Here is an 18,299-nt window from a genome sequence, read left to right on the forward strand (position 1 = left end):
GTTCGGGAACACGCGGCGACACCGCGGGGGTCGGTGATGCTGGCGTACGTGCTGGCCGCCGCGGCCCTGCTGGCGGCGCTGGTGTTCGGCGTCGCCCTCGCGGCGGTTGCCCGGCGCCGATCGTGGTCGTACCTCCTCGTCGCCCTCGCCCTCGGCACCCTCCTGGCGCGGGCGCTCGTGGGCGTCCTCACGATGGAGTCCGTCCTCGACCCGGACCTCCACCACGTCCTCGAACACGGCCTCGACGTGGCGATGGCCGCCCTCGTCATCGCGGCGGTGGCCGTCACCCGTGACGCGCGGGGTGGACCGGCGTGACCCGCCCGGCCTCGGGGTGGCCGTCGTGAGCGACACCCGAGAGCGCGTCCGCGCGCACGTCCGCGAGGACCCCGGCGTCCACTTCAGCGACCTGCGGCGGGCGCTCGACATCGCCCCCGGGCAGGCCCAGTATCACCTCCGGAGACTCGTCGACGACGGGGGCCTCGTCGAGGACGCTCTCTACGGGCAGACCCATTACTACCCGCCGTCGTACGACCCGTGGGAGCGCCGGGCGCTCGCGCTCCTCCGGCGGGAGACGAGCGCGGACGTCGTCGCCTGCCTGCTGGACGACGGGCCGCTCCCGCCCGCGACGGTAGCGGAGCGCGTCGGCATCGCTCGGAGCACGCTCTCGTGGCACGTCGCCCGCCTCACGGAGGCGGGCGTCCTCGTCCGCGACGAGTCGGGCGCCGACCTGACCCTGCGGGTCGCCCGTCCGGCGGCGACGGCGCGACTGCTCCGGCGGGCGGAGCCGACCCTCCCCGGCCGACTGGTGGACCGCTTCACCCGACTGGTCGACGACCTCTTGGAGGAGTGAGGGCTTCGACGGTCCGACCACAAGCGCCTTTCCCGTCTGCCGACTAGCCCCGCCAATGAACCGACGGACGTTCCTCCGCGCGGGCGGCCTCGGGGGGGCGAGCGCGCTCGCCGGGTGCACGGGCCTCTTCGAGACCCGCTCGGCGCGCGTCCCACCACTCCTCGACGAGCGACCGAACGCCGTGTACGTCCCCACGCACACCGAGGGGATGGGGATGCTCGGCACCGCCGAGACGGACGGGCTGAAGTTCATGCTCAACTACAGCTACCCGCACCGCTTCTGGAACGCCAACGGCTCGAACGTCGAGTTCTCGGAGGTGAGCGGCGACGTCCACCTGATGGCGACGGTGTGGGACACCGAGACGGACATCGTCCTCCCCGAGACCGGACTGTCGGTGGACGTCCTCAAAGAGGGCGAGTCCGTCGGCGAGGAGGTCATCTACCCGATGCTCTCCCAGCCGATGGGCTTTCACTACGGGTCGAACTTCACGCTCGACGGCGACGGGCAGTACACCGGCCGCGTCCAGGTCGGCGGGATGTCGACCCGGCGGACGGGGGCGTTCGCCGACCGCTTCGCGGAACCGGCGTCGGTGGACATCGACTTCAGCTACGAACGGGAGAAGCGCGACCGCCTCCCCTTCCAGAACCGCGAGGACGCGGGCGAACGGGGTGCGGTCGAACCGATGGACATGCCCGTCCGCCCGGCCTCGTTCGCCCCGGCCCGCGATGACCTGCCGGGGGAGATGCGCGGGGAGGTCACGACGGGCGACGCCGTCCTCGTGGTCACCGTCCTCGACTCGCCGCCCGAGGGCGTCGAGGGCGACGGCCAGTACCTCGCCGTCTCGGCGCGGACGCCCTACAACCGGATGATTCTCCCCGCGATGGGGCTGGAGGGGACGCTCGCCCGCGGGGGCGAGGCGGCCTTCGAGGGCACCCTCCGGCGGACGCTCGACCCGAACCTGAACTACCACTACGGGGCCGTCGTCCCCTCGGTCGAGTCGGGTGACGAACTGACCCTGTCGGTGACGACGATGCCGCAGGTCGCCCGCCACGAGGGCTACGAGACGGCGTTCCGCCAGATGCCCGACCGGACGCTCACGCTCTGACGCCACGCTCTTCCCTCCCACCTCCCAATACCCACCCATGTCCCCACCCCTCGACTCCGACCTCCCGCGACGCGAGTTCCTGAAGGCCGCCGTCGCCCTCGGCGGCGCGAGCGCCCTCTCGGCGTGTCTCGACCGCTTCGAGGGCGAGGAACCGGTCCCGGGCGGCGTCTCCGACCCCTCGACGCTCCCCGTCCGCCAGTACGCGTGGGGCGACCACCTCCCGACGGACGACGCCGGCAACACCCTCCTCCCGCACCACCAGACGCTCTGGTACCTGACCCTGCCGGGAGAGGGTGCGCCGAGCGCCGACGCCCGCGAGGGCGTGGAGACGGCCCTCTCGACGCTCGACCGGGCCTACGAGCGGAGCAACGAGGGCCTCGTCTACTCCGTCGGCTACTCGCCGTCGTACTTCGAGCGCTTCGATGAGTCGCTCCCGGAGAGCGTGGACCTCCCACAACCACGACGGCTCTCGTCGTTCGAGCAACCCGAACTGGACACGCAGGACGCCCTCCTCCACCTCGGGAGCGACCGGGCCGACGCGCTCCTCGAGGCCGAACAGGCCCTCCGCGGCGAGGCCGAGGAGGCGAACGGCGTGCCCGTCGAAACGGCCTTGACGGACGTACTGGACCTCGCGGACCGCCGGACGGGGTTCATGCGGAAGGGTCTGCCCCACCAGAAGGCCGAGGAGACGGACCTCACCGGCGTCCCCGCGGACAACCCCATCCCGGAGGACTCGCCGCTGTTCATGGGGTTCATGGCGGGGTTCCGGGCCAATCAGGCGACGGAGGACTATGTCGCCATCGGGGAGGGACCGTTCGCCGACGGGACGACGAAACACGTCGCCAACATCGGTCAGAGCCTCGAAGACTGGTACGGCGAACAGGACTTCGACCAGCGGGTGATGGAGATGTTCAGCCCCGGCCACGTCGCGGAGGACCTCGTCGACGGCATCGGGGGAAACCTGGGTGGGGACAGCGGAATCGACCGCTTCGTCGAGGACATCGAGGAGCACGCGCGGGAGTACGGACGAGTCGGCCACGCCCAGAAGGCCGCCCGCGCCAACCGCGACGAGGCGGGGAACGTGAAACTCCTCCGCCGGCACTTCGAGTCCACGGACGGGAACCGCGCGAGCCTCCACTTCCCCTCGCTCCAGCGTGGCATCTCGGAGTTCGAGGCGGTCCGGAAGGCGATGAACGGCGAGGACGTCACGCAGGTGACGCCCGCCGTCCGCCAGCGGGTGAACAACGGCATCCTCGAGTACATCTTCGTGCGCCGTCGCGGGAACTTTCTCGTCCCGCCCCGCGACCTGCGGGCGCTCCCGACGCCGACCGGCGAGGCCTGACACCGCCGTTTCTGTCCCCTTCGACGCCCGACCAGCGCCGCGTGCGCGATACCCCCCCGACGTTCCGGACCCGGTCATCGACGGGCCGCTCGGCAAACATCATGAACAACCGTGTAGATTAAGTGGGTGGGACCCGACGGTGGAAACGCAATGGCTCGCTACACCGACACGGAGAACACGGGTACCCCGGCAGTGCCAGTCCAGCAAGCGGAAGACGACGAGGGGACACTCACGGAAGTGGTGTGGAGCCACCGCCTCGAGTAACCGAAAGCGTATCCCGTCGGCGGTGCCTCCCTCCGGGTGGATTTGACCGCCGTGACCACCACCATCCTGTGGCCGACTCGACGGACAGCGGAGGGGACGCGCGATGCCTGACCCCTTCTCGCAGAACCCCCGGTTCCGGAAGTTCGCGCTCTACCGAAGCGAGGACGAGACGGGCGTCTCCGGGACCGGTATCGTCGCCTACGGCGTACAGTTCCCGCCGCCCAACGGCAAGTGCGTCGTGGCGTGGACCACCGACGTCGGCAGCCTGAACATCTACGACAACATCCGCGAGGTACAGGAGATACACGGCCACGAGGGCGGCACCGAGATTCTCTGGGAGTAACTCGATTCATCCGGTCGTGTCGTGGACACGAAACGAAGGGGTCGGACTACTCGTAGGTACCGCTCCAATCGCAGTCGACGCAGGCGGCGAGGCCCTGCCCGTTGACGAGGTCGGCGTCGCAGTCGGGGCAGGTGGTCGTTCGGCGGGTGACGGTCTCGGGTCGGTCGTCGGGTCGCTGGATGAGTGTCGGGGTCATAGTCAGGTGCAGTAGCGTCCGAGTGCGCTCGAACGCGAGTCTCACCCGATACGGGGGACTCTACAGATAAAAAGCCGATTACTAGTTAGCTTAAAATCTCTATATCCAGCGGTCGGCATTATATGCCGTGGGTGGCGCTGTCGCCCGACGTGTCAGTAGACGCCGCCGCGCGGGTCGACCGGGTCGCTGTCGGGACTGGTCTCGATGGTGTCGACGACGGCCTCGACGGGCGCGGGAAGGCGTTCGGCGCTCAACTGGCCCATGACTCGCTGTACGAGCAGTGCGCCGACGGTGAATGCGAGGCTCACTATCACGATGGCGACGAACACGATGGCGAGGGTGGCTATCTCTGTCATACCTGTACGTGGGCTAGCGCGGGCGATAAACCTGTCTCGCCCGCGAGCGCCCCCGCCCGTGCCGGCCCCGTCGTCGCCGCCCCCGGCGACGGCCCACGACGACCGCGATGGAGGGCTGGTCGCGTCGCCGTCGCCGCCGTCTCGCGGCCCCGACGAGGCGACGACGCCAACTGCGCCAGACGGCGGGACCGGTCAGCGTGGCGACGACGCCCGCGAGCGCCGTCACCCCGCTCAGCGCGGCGTTGAACGCGGCGATGCGTGACACGTCGGGCGAGACGAACGCGACGAACAGGCCGGTGAGGACGACTCGACACGCCAGCGCCAGCAGACCCGTTGTCACCGCCGTGAGGAACGCCGCGCGCTGCCACCCGTAGTCCCGGCGCATGTCCCCGCGTTCGTAGTGGAGCGGCGAGCGCCCGACGGCGTACGACCGCAACCGGGCTACGCCCCTGCGCCGCGCCGTCTGGACCTGCTGGCGGACCGTCGGGTCGAAGCGCTCGCCGAGGGAGGGTTGCTCGGGTGGCGGTCGCTCGGCCATGGCGGGAGACGTAGTGACCGCACGCGCTTGAACGTGCGTCAGACTCCTGTCCGACACCGAACCTGTCCGGTCGATTGCCGGTCCACCAACACCTATTGAGCCGCCTCGCGGACTACGGGCATGGTCGACAACCAGAGCGGCGCGTTCGACATCGGCGGCGAACTGACCGTCAACCGCCTCGGCTACGGTGCGATGCGCATCACCGGCGAGGACATCATCGGCCGCCCCGACGACGAGGAGGGGGCGAAGGAGGTCCTCCGGCGGGCCGTCGACCTCGGCGTGGACTTCGTCGACACCGCCGACTCCTACGGGCCGGGGGTCAGCGAACGCCTCATTCGCGAGTCGGGCATCGCCGACGACGCCGTAATCGCCACCAAGGCGGGCCTCCTGCGGAATCGCGAGGGCGACTGGCTCCCCCACGGCGACCCGGACTACATCCGAAATCAGGTGCTCTGCTCGCGGGACCGCCTCGGGGTGGACACCATCGACCTCTACCAGTTCCACCGCCCCGACCCCGACACGGACTTCGAGGAGAGCGTCCAGGCGTTCGCGGAACTGAAAGACGACGGCCTCGTGGACCACGTCGGCCTCTCGAACGTCTCCGTCGACCAGTTGGAGACGGCCCGCGACGTCGTCGAGGTGGCGACCGTCCAGAACCGCTTCAACGTCGGCAACCGCGAACAGGACGACGTGCTGGAGGCGTGCGAGGAGTACGACATCGGGTTCGTCCCGTGGTTCCCGCTGGGCGCGGGCGACCTCGGGGAGAAAGGCGAGGTGGTCGAGGAGATCGCGGAGGCCCACGACGCCTCGATGATGCAGGTGGGCATCGCGTGGCTGCTCCAGTTCTCCGACGTGACGCTCCCCATCCCCGGGACGTCGAGCGTCGACCACCTCGAAGAGAACGTCGCCGCCTCGTCGCTCGAACTCACCGACGACGAGATGGCCCGCCTGAGCGAGTAACGCTCCCCCGCCCACTCCCTGTCGGACCCCCTCGACGTCGAACTCGGGAACGACCCCACCGAGATCCGCGAGGGCCTCTCCGCCGCCGAGGTGGACCCGGAAACGCGTCTCCCCGTCTACGAGCGCACGTTCGCCGCCCTCGCCGAGGAGTTCGAGGAGGCGAGGCTCCCCCTCGACGCGGATGATGTGGTGGAGGTTCTGACCCTCACTGGCCCGCGAACAGGAGCAATCGCCCGCTGACGAACACGAAGTAGCACGCGACGAGGTAGAAGCCGTCTCGCCGACGCAGCGTGCGGTCCCGGACCGCGAGCCAGTACGCGAGGAACGCGACGGCGGCGAGGAGTTTGAACGGCAGGTCCCAGAGGACGACCACCGGCGGGACGTGGTACGTCGAGAGCACCCCGCCCAGACCGACCGCGAGGAGGGGATTGACGACGTTGCTCCCGAGGAGCGTGCCGACGGCGACGTTCGGCGCGCGCCGCCTGAGCGCCTCGGCCACCGTCGAGAGTTCCGGGAGTGCGGAGGCGAGGCCGAGGGTCACGACGCCGACCATCGACCCGCCGAGGGCGAGGTCGTCGACGACCGCCCCCACGACCGCGAGGACGACGTACGCACCCCCGAGGACGGCCACGAGACCGGCTAGCAGGACCCCCACGTCACGCGCGACGTGTTCGCTCGCGCCGTCGAGAATCGGGACCGGGGGTTCGCGCCGCCGCAGTCGGACGCCGTCGACGACCGACAGGGCGTACGCGACGAGGAGCACGCCCCCGTCGAACGCCGAGATGCGACCGTCGGCCGCGACGAGGAGGAGCAACGCCGCGGCCAGGACCATGTGCAGGTAGCTCCCCCGAAGGACCGCCCGCGTGAGCTGGTAGCGGCCGTAGCCGAGGAGGAACACGCCGAACAGGAGCAACTGCTGGGTGACCGACGACCCGACGTTCCCCCCGAGGACCGTCGCGGACGCGACGCGGTAGTCGAGCGTCCCCGAGAGGATGCCGAGCGAGGCGACGACGTGTGACCCGATTTCGGGGAGGCTCGTCCCCACCGCGACGACGGTGGTGGCGACGAGGACGTCCGGAAGACCGTAGCGCTGGGCGAGGGACACCGACCGGTCCACCACCGCGCCTGCCCCCGTGACGAGGACGACCAGTGCGAGGCCTCCGAGGAGGATCGCCAGGAGGGTGTCCACGGTGAGCGTCATGCCTGGTTCGAGGCGCTCGGCGGGGATAACTCCAGACCGGCCGCTCCCGGCGCTGCCCGCGTGCCGATACCGACGACACCCCTGAAGATGTGACTGTTCGGTGTAGCGTCGTCGAAGAAATCACGCGTCGTCAGGTCGCCCGCTGGCGACCCACTCCCGACTTACTGCCGGGTGAGGTTCGTCGCGCGGGGGCCCTTGGGGGCCTGTTCGATGTCGAACTCCACTTCCTGTCCCTCCTCGAGGTCGTCGCCGCCGATGTCTTCCATGTGGAAGAACACGTCGTCGTCCGCGTCGTCCGTCGAGATGAAACCGTAGCCGCCAGTGTCGTTGAAGAAATCAACCTTCCCTTTCGCCATTACATCTGAACGGAGTGGACTGCCACTCATAAGGGTTGTGTATCTCTTGTAGTATTCTGCGAGTTCTGTGGACGAATATCCTCAAACGAGACTTTACCGTGGTCGAACGACCGCATCTTCACTCTCCGGTCGAATCGCCCTCGGTTCCACCGGCTGTCCGGGGCGTTTCTGTGGGTGTCCACAGTTCCTCTCGTGTGCACCTCGGGACGAGTCGTCCGTGGGTGTCCCGCAGGTCTAGGTGGCCCAGAGGCGCACTCGGGAGGTCCCCGCGGTCCGACCGTGGCGGCGGGTGCGGTCGCCTCCCAGATTTGAATCTCGCTCGCAAATCTGAGATTTGCTCGCTGGTTCAGAATCCGGTCGGATTTCACTCATTGAATCCGCCGCGCTCGCTTCGCTCGCGAGAACGGGGACAGTTCGGTCTCCGGTTGAGTACGGTGACCGTCGGTCACGAATCGCGTAGAATCGGGATGCCGCCTCCCGGATTTGAACCGGGGACAGCTCGATCTTCAGTCGAGTGCTCTCCCAGTCTGAGCTAAGGCGGCTCAGTTCAACCGACGCCCACTACCTGAAAAAGCGTTTCGAAACGCCGGTCACGCCGCGCCATTGCCCCCGCTCCCCGCTGACGGGTCGATGACGCCCTCGGGCGACACCGCGAGGACGGGAATCGACGACCCCATCAGCACGCGTTCGGTGGTGCTGCCGAGCAGGTGCTCCAGCCCCTCCCGACCCTGCGTACCCATCACGACCAGGTCGACGTCGTGGTCGCGGGCGTATTCGAGGATGGTCTCGTGGACGTGCGTCCCGTGGGTGAGTTCGGTGGTGACCTCGATGCCATACTCCTCGGCTCGCTGCTCCGCCTCGGCGAGGACTCCCTCGCCGTCCTCCCGGAGGGCTTCGAGGACCGACCGCATGCTCTGCGTGCTGAGGAGCATCCTCTCGATGCTCTCGTCGATGACGTAGACGACGTGGACGCTCGCCCCGAGAGCCGCGGCCAGTTCGTAAGCGTGGTCGGTCGCGGCGAGCGCGATGTCGCTACCGTCGGTCGGGACGAGTATGCGCTCGTACATGCACCACCCTCCGCACGCGGGGGACTTAGCTCCCGCCGTCAGTGTCGGTGGGCCCGTTCCCCGGGCCGACACGGGTCTCGCCGACGACTGGCTCGCCCGACCCCTCGACCACTCGGCCGGCAGGTTCATCACGGAGGATTCCTCCGTAGGGATGGGGCGCTGAGGCCCCACGTGAAGCCCACGTCCCCGGAAGGGGACGACTTCTAGAGGCCCCACGTCCGGAGCGACGGCTGCTCGGGTCGTGGCGGCGCGCTCGAAGAAGTGACAAGTGACGACGCCGAGACACGGCGACGGACGTTCCGCTCTGCGGACCCGTTGACCACGTGAAGCCCTCGTCCGCAGCGGCCGGTCGACATTCCGGGTATCTCGGCGGCGGGCCGACTCGAACTCGACCGTCTGTCGGCGCTCGGTCGCGCCGGCCAGTTCGCTCGCCGTGTCGACGTGCGAGAACGCACCGACGAGCCTAGGTGGGTTCTCACAGAGGTGGGGGAAAAGCGTGCCGACAGCACCGACTTTTGGGGACCGTCACCCGAACGGGGCGGTCGCCGTCCTCCCGCGCACTCACTACCCATCTGGTCGAGGGCACACCGATAGACGCCACTGGTTCACTCCGTTCGCAGGCGGCGTCAGAAACGAGTCCGCTCTCCCCGATTTGAATCCGGTCGCTGCTTCAGTCGCTCCCTATCCAAATCGTTTCGAGGTCGATTCTCTGACCTCACCGCGCTCTCCGCTCGCGGGTTCGGTCACGAAGAAGTCCGCTCTCCCCGATTTGAACACACTCGCTCCCTCCGGTCGCTCCCTGTTCAAATCGGGTCGAGATGTCCTTCATATTCAGCACCGTTCGCTGTCGCTCACGGGTGCTGAAATTCAGTCCGCTCTCCCCGATTTGAACGGGGGACAAGTCGATCTACAGTCGACTGCTCTGCCAGACTGAGCTAAGAGCGGTCTATCAGACTGGAACAGACGATAGAATTTAACGCTTATCCTTCGCCGTCGGCGGGTTCCACACCACGTGACAGACGAGCGTATGACGTTGTGGCAAGATTGATATATAGACAGTCACAACGCGATACCGACCGAATGAGCAAGATAACGTTCCGCGCCGACGATGACCTCGTCGCACGTCTGGAGGAGTACGACACCTCCAAGAGCGAGGTCATGCGGGAGGCGCTCCGCGCGTACTTCGCGGAGACCGCGGGTGAGACCGACTCCGCACCCGCGGACGGCACGGAACGGCCCGACGGCGAAGCGACGGACTCCATCGACGCGTACCTCCACGAGCGCATCGACACCCTTGTCGAGGACCGTCTCGACGCCCTGCTCGCAGACCGCCTCGACGGCGTCGGACGCACGCCGCAGGACATCAACGTCAACGTCACCGTCGACGGACAGCCCCGCGTGGCGGACGACGAGGCGTCCGACCGAGAGGGGGAAGCGCGTAAGACGACCGCCCCGGACCGGCGGCCGGCGGAGGAGGCCGGAGAGTCGCGTAAACAGTGCAACCAGTGCGGAGAGGCCGTCCCGGCGTCTGCGGTCTACTGCTCGAACTGCGGCGAGAAGACCTCTCACCGGGTCTTCTGTGACTGTGGCGACGAGCTCCGCTCGGACTGGGGGTTCTGCCCCGGGTGCGGACGTCGGACACCGGCGGCCGACGTGCTCGACAATCCGTAAACGTGTCTACGGGCGCTCTCGCGTACGTATACGCGACCCACTCGACCGGCGTCTTACGATAGACACAACTTTTATTATACCCCGGACTATGCAAACACCTGCGTAAGACGGTCGTCTTACACGATTGCCGGGCCGGGCGAAACCGCTCGCCGTGGTGCGGTTCTGACGTGTAAGACGTGTGAGTCGCCGTGGCAGACGGCTCGTCGTCTTACCCAAAGGGGAAATACAACAATGGAGCGTGTGACACTACGGATTCCGAAGCAGCAGATCGAAGAGGTCGAACGCATGGTCGAGACGGGGGAGTACCCCAATCGCAGCGAGGCCATCCGTGCGGCCGTCCGCGACATGATCAACGAGGAGAACGCGGAGCGCCGCCGCCAGAACAAACGGCCGTGGGCGAGGGCCTGAATGCAGGACATCGTCAACTCGGCGCTCGAGAACGCCGAGAAGGAGTCCCGCAAGATGTCCGAGTCGGACGCGGCCGACGACGAGTTCGGCGACCCGCGCATCGTCATCGTGGGCTGTGGTGGGGCCGGTAACAACACCGTCAACCGCCTGTACAACATCGGCGTCGACGGTGCGGACACCGTCGCCATCAACACCGACAAACAGCACCTCAAGATGATCGAGGCCGACACGAAGATTCTCGTCGGCAAGTCCCTCACGCAGGGGCTCGGTGCCGGTGGCGACCCCTCGATGGGCGAGCGCGCCACCGAGATGGCCCAGGGCACCGTCAAGGACGTGCTGGGCGACGCCGACCTCGTGTTCGTCACCGCCGGTATGGGTGGCGGTACCGGCACGGGCGCGGCCCCCGTCGTCGCGAAGATCGCGAAGGAACAGGGCGCAATCGTCGTGGGCATGGTCTCGACGCCGTTCAACGTCGAGCGTGCCCGGACGGTCAAAGCCGAGGAGGGCCTAGAGAAGCTCCGCAACGAGGCGGACTCCATCATCGTCCTCGACAACAACCGCCTGCTGGACTACGTCCCGAACCTGCCCATCGGCAAGGCGTTCTCGGTGATGGACCAGATCATCGCCGAGACGGTTAAGGGCATCTCGGAGACCATCACCCAGCCTTCGCTCATCAACCTCGACTACGCCGACATGACCGCCATCATGGGGCAGGGCGGCGTCGCGGTGATGCTGGTCGGCGAGACGCAGGACAAGAACAAGACCGAGGAAGTGGTCCGCGACGCGATGAACCACCCCCTCCTCGACGTGGACTACCGCGGTGCGACGGGCGGTCTCGTCCACATCACCGGCGGCCCCGATCTCACGCTGAAGGAGGCCGAGGGCATCGCCCAGAACATCACCGAACGCCTCGAGGCGAACGCGAACGTCATCTGGGGCGCGCGCATCCAGGAGGAGTACAAGGGCAAGGTCCGCGTCATGGCCATCATGACCGGCGTCCAGAGCGCCCAGATCCTCGGCCCGACGACCCAGAAACAGGCCGACGCCTCCCGCGAGGCCATCGAGGGTGGGTCGAACGGGTCGAACGCCGCGAACGGCACCCAGGAGACGTACAACACCGGCGAGACCATCGAGTACGGCGAGACCGACGGCGGCCGCTCGGAACTCGAACAGAACAACGGGCTGGACGTCATCCGATAGTTCACCTGATTTTCATTTCTTTTCGCGGTGCTGTCAGCGGATTGGTGAGTATGGTGTCGCGCTGCGAGAACTGACAGGTCGCTATCTGGTACTGTTCCGCACGCCGTCGTCGGGCGTAAGACGTGCTCCCTCGACTCGCTCCTTGAGCGCCGCGTTCATCGCCCAGAACCCCCGTTCGACGGCGGGACCGACTCGTCGGTTGATGAGGCCGACGAGCACCCCGGAAAACACCTCGTCGTGGCGGAGGCGGGTAGTGCCGTCGTCGCGTCTCTCCAGCGCGAACGAGTGTTCCCCGTCGTACAGGCCCGGAACGAGGAGGTCACCCCGCCAGCGGAGTTCGCTCCCGTCGGCGACGAGGACCGTCGGACGGAACGTCGTCGCCCGCGCGCCCGGCGGGGTCAGGCGGACGGCCAACCGCTCACCCTCGCGTGGCTCCCCCTCGACGGTCATGAAAGGGTTCCACTCGGAGTAGGCGGCGAAGTCGGTCAGCACGTCCCACACTACTCGGGGTGGAGCGTCGATGTCGATGCTCGTCTCTATCCGTCTCATCTGCGGGTCGGATGGTCGCCCGAGGGGATAACTCCGCCGTGGTCGCTGCGAGCGAGTCGCAGTCGAGTCAGGCCGCGTGAATCGATTCGACCAGCTGGCACTTGCGACAGACCTCGCCCGTGGTCGCCGCGCCACAGCGCTCGCACTCGCGCAGGTCCGGGCCGTCGCCCTCTTCGCCCCGGTACCGGTCGGCGACGATACCCGCCAGCTCCTCGTAGCCGGCCATGACCGAGTGGCGCGTTCCGGGGTGGTTCTCCTCTAACTTCAGGAGGAGTTCCTGAATCTCGCCGCGGTAGGCCTCGCTCGCGTGCGGGCACTCGGTGATGTGGGCAGGGAGGTCACGGAGGTGGGCGTAGAGAGCGACTTCCTTCTCGGGGACGTCCCGGAGGGGTTTCGCCCGCGGGACGAACGTCTCGTCGTGGTCGGTCCCGCGCTCCTCGAAGTCGCCCAGCGAGGCGTCGAAGTGCTTGGCGACCTGTCGGACGTCCCCGTCGAGGATGTTCATCAGCGCGGTCTGCGCCTCGTCGTCCAGGTTGTGGCCCGTCAGGAGTTTGTCCGCGCCGAACTCCTCGGCGTACTTCGAGAGGAGGTCTCGACGGAAGACACCGCAGTACGCACAGGGGGCCATCCCCTCGGGGTCGTCGCGGGCCACGTCGTCCATCCGGAGGTCGAACTCCTCCTCGTAGCTGACCACCTCGTGACGGAGGTCCATCGACCCGGTGAGTTCGAGGCAGGCGGCGACCGACTCGTCGCGGTAGCCCTCGATACCCTCGTGGATGGTCAGCGCGACCAGTTCGATTCGGGGGTCGTGGGCGAACGTCTCGTGGAGGAGGTGGGTGAGGACGACGCTGTCTTTCCCCCCGGAGAGGCCGACGACCCACGTCTCCGGGTCCTCCGGCGTGGCGTCGTCCGACAGCAGGTGGTCCTCGCGGATGCGCCGGCGCACCCGCTTCTCGACGGAGCGACAGAAGTGTGACTCACAGAGGTGCAGCCCCGAGTACGCGGCGTGCATCACCGCCTCGTCGCCGCACTTGTCGCAGTCCATGGGGAGCGTTTCGGGTCGACCGGGTTAACGCTTCCACCTCGGCGCGGGCGAGGCGTATCGTGGGAGTCGCCGGTCGTCAGTCGCCCGTCGACGGCGTCGCCACGCCGGAGGCTCCCTCGTCCGTCCCGTCCCCGCAACCTCCCTCACAGCTCTCGGTCCCTTGGCAGTCGTCGACCCCATCCTCGGAGAACGTCCCGAAGAGGACGGCGGCAACGCCGAACGTACCCAGACAGAGGACCGCCAGCGTGACGGCCACGGCGGTTCGCGACCGCAGCAGTTCGACTGCGACGAGCGCGAGGCCGGCGGCGAGGAAGGCGTCGAGCGGCCGCGGGGCGAACCGGTCGCGGGCGGCGCGGAACCGTTCCGGGAGGACGCGCACCCCCGTCCGGTCGCTCGCCGACGAGGCGACGGCCGCCACCACCATCGCGGCGAGCAACTCCGCGGTGGCGAGCGCGAACAGGCCCGCGAACCCCGCGAGCAGCGCGCTCTGCCCCTGATATAGCACGACCGTTCCGGCCATGGGGGTCCGTAGGAAAGGGCGCTCATATCCCTCCCGGCTACCGGGCGGGTGAGAAACGGTTTTTCGCGTCGGCGGTCTACGCCCGACGATGAACGAGTTCTCCCGTGCGGCGGCCGTCGACCGGGTCGAGCGACTCGTCGAGGCGGTCGAGGCGGGACCGATGCCGGTTCCCGTCCGTGAGGTGTGGGTGTACGGCGACGTCGCCCTCGGTCTCGACCCCGTCAGCCGCCTCGACGTCTACCTGACGAAGGACCTCCTGTTCGGTCGCGACGGCGACCGGGAGGAGGAGTTCGTCGAGTCACACGGCGTGCAGGGCGTCGGCAAGACGGTCAGCGCCCAGTGGGCCGACGAACACCCCGAGTTCCTCCGAGCGAACCACAGCGGCCACGCCGCCCCCGAGAAGTGCCTCGCCGCCCACCTACTGGGCGACGACGAACCGGTCCACCTCGAGGTGTGCAACACGGGCTTCGAGAACAACGTCACCCAGCGGTTGAAGGGTGCCCGCGCCCGGGAGAACTACGAGCAGATCCTCGACCCGCGCGGGGTCTGCCTCTGGGTGGACGGCACCCGCAGCGAGGAGGCCTTCGAGAAACTCCGCGAGGGTGACCTCGTCTTCCCGACGCTGTCGGACGCGCTCGGGATGCTCGGGATGGACACGGAGGAAGCGGAGACGGCGGCGGCGGCGGTCAGGGAGTTCCGGGAGCGCCAGCAGGGACCCTCGGTCCGAGGGGACGTCGTCTGACCTGTGACGACCCGACGGAGGGGATGGATGCGGTTCCGGTCGCGGTCTCACCCCCCGGGTGCGGGTAGGTATCACGTTCGAATACCGTTTTTCCGAAGTCGGACTAGAGTCTCACCCAAATTCCCGCCCGAGCAGGCCGTACGTTGATGCGTGGTGGGAGTGTCACCCGTGGTGTATGACCCGACGACGCGACGTCATCGACCGACGGACGCTCCTGACTACCGCCGCCGGCGTCGGACTGGCCGCCCTCGCCGGATGTGCCGGTCCCGGCGAGGGGGAAGGTGGCGGAGAGGGTGGCGGAGAAGGTGGAGAGGGTGGCGGAGGTGGGGAGGGCGGAGAAGGTGGCGGAGGGGGGGAGGAAGACAGCTTCCGCCCGCCGGCCTGACCCGATAGCGGTTCTCGCTTCGCTCCGACCCGCGCTACTCCGCGGGTCACTCCGGTTCTCCGCTCCGCTTCGAGGGCTCGTTTCACTCGGTCTCGCTCTCCTCGCGGTTCACTGCGTCACCGGCGGCCGCTAGCCGCCGGTTTCCAGCGGGACGGCTTCGCCGTCCCGCACGATTCACCGTTCGGTCTCCGAGGACTTCGCTCGCTGTGCTCGCTCAGTCCTCGCTCTCCTCGCGGCTTCGCCGCTCGGAAGTTCGGAGGTTCAAGCGAAGCGAGAACCTCCCTACTCCTCGAACACGAACGTCCCGTCCTCCTGAATTCGCTCGCCGTCGACCTCGATGAACGAGTCCTCGCTCATGTCCACGATCATGTCCGTGTGAACCGCCGAGTCGTTGCGCTCGTTGTCCTCGCCGACGGTGTCCCCGTAGGCCATCCCGATGGCCATGTGGACGGTGTCGCCCATCTTCTCGTCGAACAGCATGTTGTAGGTGAACCGGTCGATGTCGCGGTTCATCCCGATGCCGAGTTCGCCGAGTCGACGTGCACCGTCGTCGGTCTCCAGGAGGGAAGTGAGCACCTCCTCGTTCTTGGCCGCCTCGTGCTCGACCACCTCGCCGTCCTCGAAGACGAGGCGCACGTCGAGGACCTCCCGGCCCTGGACCATCACGGGCTTGTCGAACAGCACCTCGCCCTCGACGCTGTCGGGGACGGGCGCGGTGAACACCTCGCCGCCGGGCATGTTGTGTTCGCCGTAGTCGTTCTGGACGACGTTGCCCGCGATGGACATCGTCACGTCCGTCGTCTCGCCGGAGACGACGTGGACCTCGTCGGCCCCGTCGAGCAGTTCGACGAGTTGGTCCTGATGCTCGCGGACGGCGTCCCAGTCCTTGTTGACGGCGCTGAAGACGAAGTCGGCGTACGCCTCGGTGCTCATCTCGGCGTTCTGGGCGTCGCCGGGCGCGGGGAACTGCGTGGCATTCCAGCGCTTGTCCATCACGATGTCTTGGATGGGTTTGTTGGCCCGCCCCATCGCGGCCGTCTTCGCGGGCGGCACGTCGCTCGCCTCGTTGACGTTGCGGTTCGCCCGGACGTTGATGAGCACGTCCGCCTGCTCGTAGCGGGCCCGAGCCATCTCGTTGAGGGTGACGTCGTCCTCGTCGATGGCGCGACTGTACGCTCGCTGGACGCGGTCGCTCCCGAGGGCCGTGTCGATGACCGCACCCCGCTCGCCGCACAGTTCCGCGATGGCGACGACGAGGTCCTCGGCCTGCGGCGACCCGTTGATGACGACGTTGTCTCCCGCTTCGACGCGCGTGGAGTGGTCGACGACGACTTCGGCGTGCTCCCGGATTCGGGGGTCCATACCCGACGGTTCGGCGGGCGTCAGATAACGGTTTTCAGAAGCGTCGTTCGGTCCGCCAAGTTACAGGTTCGGGGGTCAGGCCCCCCGCCCGACGGTGACGAAGAAGGGCACCACCTCGCGCCGTCGGTAGGTCCCCTCGGCCATCGCCTCGGCCACCTCGCGACCCATCGCCTTCCACTCCTCCCGGAGGGCGTCGTAGGCCTCCGCGTCCAACTCGCCCGCGGTCAACACCTCGCGCTGGTCGGCCAGTCGCGACCCGCTGACCTTCCGACGGGCGGCCGCCACGTCCGCCTCCGTGTAGGGCGGTTCGACGGTCCGGGCGAAGTCGTAGCGGGCCGTCTCGACGTCCACCAGCCCCGCCGCCTCGAACCGGTCGGGCACCGCGCCGAGGCCCACGTCGGTCGCCACCCCGTCGAGGTAGTGGTCGCGTGCGCGCGCGGCCAGACGCTCCTCCGCCTCGACGGTAGACTCGACGGTGACCGCCGCGTTGTCGGGTTCGACGACGGCAACGAGGTCCGCGGAGGCGCGCGCGAACTCCCGAATCGCCGCCGTCGGGTCCGGCAGGTTCACCAGGAGTGCCTGACAGACCACGAGGTCCGCCGTCCCGTCGCGCACGGGCAGCGAGAGCGCGTCCCCCCGGACGGGTTCGACGGGGGCGGGCACTTCCCCCAGAAGGTCCGGGTCGCGGTCGACGCCGACCACGCGGGCCTCGCTCGCCTCCGCCGCCAGCACCACCGACAGTTCGCCCGTCCCACAGCCCACGTCCACGATTACCTCGCGGTCGGGGAGCGAGAGCGGTTCGAGGGCCGCCCGCTCGCCCTCGGCCCACATCCCGCGGCGGGTGTCGCGCAGGTACTCGGCGGAGAAGCGTCGCATCTGCCCTCGATGGGACGCGGGGCGTGAAAACGGGTGCGGTCGGCCGCCGCGGTCACTCCTCGCGGAGTTGGCGAACCCGCTCGATGTTCCACTCGAAGCTCTTGCCGTCCTCGGTGGGCGTCTCCAGCACCAGCGGAACGTCCGCCAGTTCGGGGTGGTTGAGGAGCGTCTCCATCCCCTCGACCCCGATCTCGCCCTCGCCGATGTGGGCGTGTTCGTCCTTGTTCGTCCCGCAGGCGTGCTTGGAGTCGTTGAGGTGGATACAGCGCAGGTGCTCCAGTCCGACCACGTCGTCGAACTCCTCGACGGTGTCCTTCACGCCCTTCGCCGTCGAGAGGTCGTAGCCCGCGGCGAAGGTGTGGGCAGTGTCCACACAGACGTCGAGGTCCTGGTCGCTCTCTTCGAGGACGTACGCGAGGTGTTCGAAGTCGCCGCCGAGTTTCGTCCCGCTGCCGGCGTCGGACTCGATGAGGACGGTGACGCCCTCGGGAATCGACAACTCGTCGAGGACGCTCACGGCGTTGTCGAGGCCGGCCTCGACGCCCGCGCCGGTGTGCGCCCCGAGGTGGACGTTGACGAACTCGATGCCGAGTTTGTCGGCGGCGTCGACCTCCTTCTGCATCGAATCGAGGGACTTCGCGCGGAGGTCCTCCTTCGGCGTACAGAGGTTGACGAGGTAGGAGGTGTGGACGACCCACGGGCCGTCGAGGTGTTCCGCCGTCGTCTCGCGGAACGCCTCGGCCTCCTCGTCGCCGACGTTCGGGTCCTGCCAGACCTGCGGCGAGTGGGTGAATATCTGCCCGCAGTTCCCGCCGACGGCGCGTTCGTTCCCGACGGCGTTGTCGATGCCGCCGGCGATGGACACGTGTGCTCCGACGCGTAGCATACCGGAGGCTGGCGACAGGCGCTCAAAGGGACTTCGAAGCCCGGGCCGCGTATCGGGTCCCGATTTCCGAGGGGGGT

General features: G+C 68.1%; 24 protein-coding genes and 2 tRNA genes. 12 read left to right on the forward strand and 14 right to left on the reverse strand.

Annotated elements, in window-relative coordinates; translation table 11 throughout:
* Positions 1 to 36: 36 nt before the first annotated feature.
* The 5 genes from NKG96_RS02180 (at position 37) to NKG96_RS02200 (ending at position 3,904) form a co-directional block, all read left to right on the forward strand.
* Positions 37 to 315 carry a DUF7471 family protein gene (locus tag NKG96_RS02180; protein ID WP_254536821.1) on the forward strand — a complete coding sequence of 93 codons (279 nt, stop codon included), beginning with the start codon at positions 37 to 39 and terminating at the stop codon, positions 313 to 315.
* A 25-nt stretch (positions 316 to 340) separates the two neighbouring features.
* Positions 341 to 850, forward strand: a complete 510-nt coding sequence (locus NKG96_RS02185; protein ID WP_254536822.1) for a winged helix-turn-helix transcriptional regulator — start codon at positions 341 to 343, stop codon at positions 848 to 850.
* A 55-nt stretch (positions 851 to 905) separates the two neighbouring features.
* Complete coding sequence (locus NKG96_RS02190) at positions 906 to 1,955, forward strand: twin-arginine translocation signal domain-containing protein (protein WP_254536823.1); 1,050 nt, start codon at positions 906 to 908, stop codon at positions 1,953 to 1,955.
* Between the two features lie 37 nt (positions 1,956 to 1,992).
* Positions 1,993 to 3,297: a DUF7405 family protein gene (locus tag NKG96_RS02195; protein WP_254536824.1), complete on the forward strand. Its 1,305-nt coding sequence runs from the start codon at positions 1,993 to 1,995 to the stop codon at positions 3,295 to 3,297.
* 367 nt (positions 3,298 to 3,664) lie between these two features.
* Complete coding sequence (locus NKG96_RS02200) at positions 3,665 to 3,904, forward strand: hypothetical protein (protein WP_254536825.1); 240 nt, start codon at positions 3,665 to 3,667, stop codon at positions 3,902 to 3,904.
* Positions 3,905 to 3,950: 46 nt separating this feature from the next.
* Here NKG96_RS02200 and NKG96_RS02205 read toward each other — a convergent pair whose 3' ends face one another.
* The 3 genes from NKG96_RS02205 to NKG96_RS02215 form a co-directional block, all read right to left on the reverse strand.
* Complete coding sequence (locus NKG96_RS02205; RefSeq protein ID WP_254536826.1) at positions 3,951 to 4,100, reverse strand: hypothetical protein; 150 nt, start codon at positions 4,098 to 4,100, stop codon at positions 3,951 to 3,953.
* A 152-nt stretch (positions 4,101 to 4,252) separates the two neighbouring features.
* Positions 4,253 to 4,456 carry a hypothetical protein gene (locus NKG96_RS02210; RefSeq protein WP_254536827.1) on the reverse strand — a complete coding sequence of 68 codons (204 nt, stop codon included), beginning with the start codon at positions 4,454 to 4,456 and terminating at the stop codon, positions 4,253 to 4,255.
* 13 nt (positions 4,457 to 4,469) lie between these two features.
* Positions 4,470 to 4,994, reverse strand: a complete 525-nt coding sequence (locus tag NKG96_RS02215; protein WP_254536828.1) for a hypothetical protein — start codon at positions 4,992 to 4,994, stop codon at positions 4,470 to 4,472.
* Positions 4,995 to 5,114: 120 nt separating this feature from the next.
* Here NKG96_RS02215 and NKG96_RS02220 point away from each other — a divergent pair, with 120 nt between their 5' ends.
* Positions 5,115 to 5,954, forward strand: a complete 840-nt coding sequence (locus NKG96_RS02220) for an aldo/keto reductase (RefSeq protein WP_254536829.1) — start codon at positions 5,115 to 5,117, stop codon at positions 5,952 to 5,954.
* An 18-nt stretch (positions 5,955 to 5,972) separates the two neighbouring features.
* Positions 5,973 to 6,194, forward strand: a complete 222-nt coding sequence (locus NKG96_RS02225) for an arsenical pump-driving ATPase GET3 (protein WP_256558116.1) — start codon at positions 5,973 to 5,975, stop codon at positions 6,192 to 6,194.
* On the opposite strand, the gene NKG96_RS02230 is transcribed toward NKG96_RS02225, so the two are convergent.
* The 5 genes from NKG96_RS02230 to NKG96_RS02250 form a co-directional block, all read right to left on the reverse strand.
* Positions 6,160 to 7,155: a sodium:calcium antiporter gene (locus NKG96_RS02230; RefSeq protein WP_254536831.1), complete on the reverse strand. Its 996-nt coding sequence runs from the start codon at positions 7,153 to 7,155 to the stop codon at positions 6,160 to 6,162. The genes NKG96_RS02225 and NKG96_RS02230 overlap by 35 nt on opposite strands.
* A 161-nt stretch (positions 7,156 to 7,316) precedes the next feature.
* Positions 7,317 to 7,511 carry a cold-shock protein gene (locus NKG96_RS02235; RefSeq protein WP_254536832.1) on the reverse strand — a complete coding sequence of 65 codons (195 nt, stop codon included), beginning with the start codon at positions 7,509 to 7,511 and terminating at the stop codon, positions 7,317 to 7,319.
* A 468-nt stretch (positions 7,512 to 7,979) separates the two neighbouring features.
* Positions 7,980 to 8,053 (reverse strand) — tRNA-Phe (locus NKG96_RS02240).
* A gap of 48 nt (positions 8,054 to 8,101) precedes the next feature.
* Entirely contained in the window at positions 8,102 to 8,578 is a 477-nt protein-coding gene (locus tag NKG96_RS02245; protein ID WP_254536833.1) for a universal stress protein, read from the reverse strand.
* An 871-nt stretch (positions 8,579 to 9,449) separates the two neighbouring features.
* Positions 9,450 to 9,523: transfer RNA gene (locus NKG96_RS02250), tRNA-Tyr, on the reverse strand.
* A 135-nt stretch (positions 9,524 to 9,658) separates the two neighbouring features.
* On the opposite strand from NKG96_RS02250, the gene NKG96_RS02255 reads away from it, so the two are divergent.
* The 3 genes from NKG96_RS02255 to ftsZ all read left to right on the forward strand — a co-directional run bounded on the left by NKG96_RS02255 (position 9,659) and on the right by ftsZ (position 11,857).
* Entirely contained in the window at positions 9,659 to 10,249 is a 591-nt protein-coding gene (locus NKG96_RS02255) for a double zinc ribbon domain-containing protein (RefSeq protein WP_254536834.1), read from the forward strand.
* 231 nt (positions 10,250 to 10,480) lie between these two features.
* The gene (gene cdrS, locus NKG96_RS02260) at positions 10,481 to 10,657 is read left to right on the forward strand and encodes a transcriptional regulator CdrS (protein ID WP_254536835.1); all 177 of its coding nucleotides are present in this window, start codon (positions 10,481 to 10,483) and stop codon (positions 10,655 to 10,657) included.
* Complete coding sequence (gene ftsZ, locus NKG96_RS02265; RefSeq protein WP_254536836.1) at positions 10,658 to 11,857, forward strand: cell division protein FtsZ; 1,200 nt, start codon at positions 10,658 to 10,660, stop codon at positions 11,855 to 11,857. It begins immediately after the preceding gene.
* 81 nt (positions 11,858 to 11,938) lie between these two features.
* On the opposite strand, the gene NKG96_RS02270 is transcribed toward ftsZ, so the two are convergent.
* The 3 genes from NKG96_RS02270 to NKG96_RS02280 all read right to left on the reverse strand — a co-directional run bounded on the left by NKG96_RS02270 (position 11,939) and on the right by NKG96_RS02280 (position 13,971).
* Positions 11,939 to 12,406, reverse strand: coding sequence for an SRPBCC domain-containing protein (locus NKG96_RS02270; RefSeq protein ID WP_254536837.1), 468 nt, complete (start codon positions 12,404 to 12,406; stop codon positions 11,939 to 11,941).
* A gap of 67 nt (positions 12,407 to 12,473) precedes the next feature.
* Positions 12,474 to 13,451 carry a tRNA 2-thiolation protein NcsA gene (gene ncsA / locus NKG96_RS02275; protein ID WP_254536838.1) on the reverse strand — a complete coding sequence of 326 codons (978 nt, stop codon included), beginning with the start codon at positions 13,449 to 13,451 and terminating at the stop codon, positions 12,474 to 12,476.
* Between the two features lie 76 nt (positions 13,452 to 13,527).
* Entirely contained in the window at positions 13,528 to 13,971 is a 444-nt protein-coding gene (locus NKG96_RS02280; RefSeq protein ID WP_254536839.1) for a hypothetical protein, read from the reverse strand.
* 88 nt (positions 13,972 to 14,059) lie between these two features.
* Between NKG96_RS02280 and NKG96_RS02285 the strand changes: the two genes are divergently transcribed.
* Complete coding sequence (locus NKG96_RS02285) at positions 14,060 to 14,713, forward strand: DUF7095 family protein (protein WP_254536840.1); 654 nt, start codon at positions 14,060 to 14,062, stop codon at positions 14,711 to 14,713.
* Positions 14,714 to 14,888: 175 nt separating this feature from the next.
* Positions 14,889 to 15,098: a hypothetical protein gene (locus NKG96_RS02290; protein ID WP_254536841.1), complete on the forward strand. Its 210-nt coding sequence runs from the start codon at positions 14,889 to 14,891 to the stop codon at positions 15,096 to 15,098.
* Between the two features lie 282 nt (positions 15,099 to 15,380).
* Here NKG96_RS02290 and NKG96_RS02295 read toward each other — a convergent pair whose 3' ends face one another.
* The 3 genes from NKG96_RS02295 to NKG96_RS02305 all read right to left on the reverse strand — a co-directional run bounded on the left by NKG96_RS02295 (position 15,381) and on the right by NKG96_RS02305 (position 18,222).
* Positions 15,381 to 16,460: an aminopeptidase gene (locus NKG96_RS02295; protein ID WP_254536842.1), complete on the reverse strand. Its 1,080-nt coding sequence runs from the start codon at positions 16,458 to 16,460 to the stop codon at positions 15,381 to 15,383.
* Positions 16,461 to 16,535: 75 nt separating this feature from the next.
* Entirely contained in the window at positions 16,536 to 17,336 is an 801-nt protein-coding gene (locus NKG96_RS02300) for a class I SAM-dependent methyltransferase (RefSeq protein ID WP_254536843.1), read from the reverse strand.
* Positions 17,337 to 17,388: 52 nt separating this feature from the next.
* Positions 17,389 to 18,222 (reverse strand): deoxyribonuclease IV, encoded by an 834-nt coding sequence (locus NKG96_RS02305; protein ID WP_254536844.1) that lies wholly within the window; start codon positions 18,220 to 18,222, stop codon positions 17,389 to 17,391.
* Positions 18,223 to 18,299: the final 77 nt, after the last annotated feature.

The organism is Halomarina litorea (assembly GCF_024227715.1).
GTDB lineage: Archaea > Halobacteriota > Halobacteria > Halobacteriales > Haloarculaceae > Halomarina > Halomarina litorea.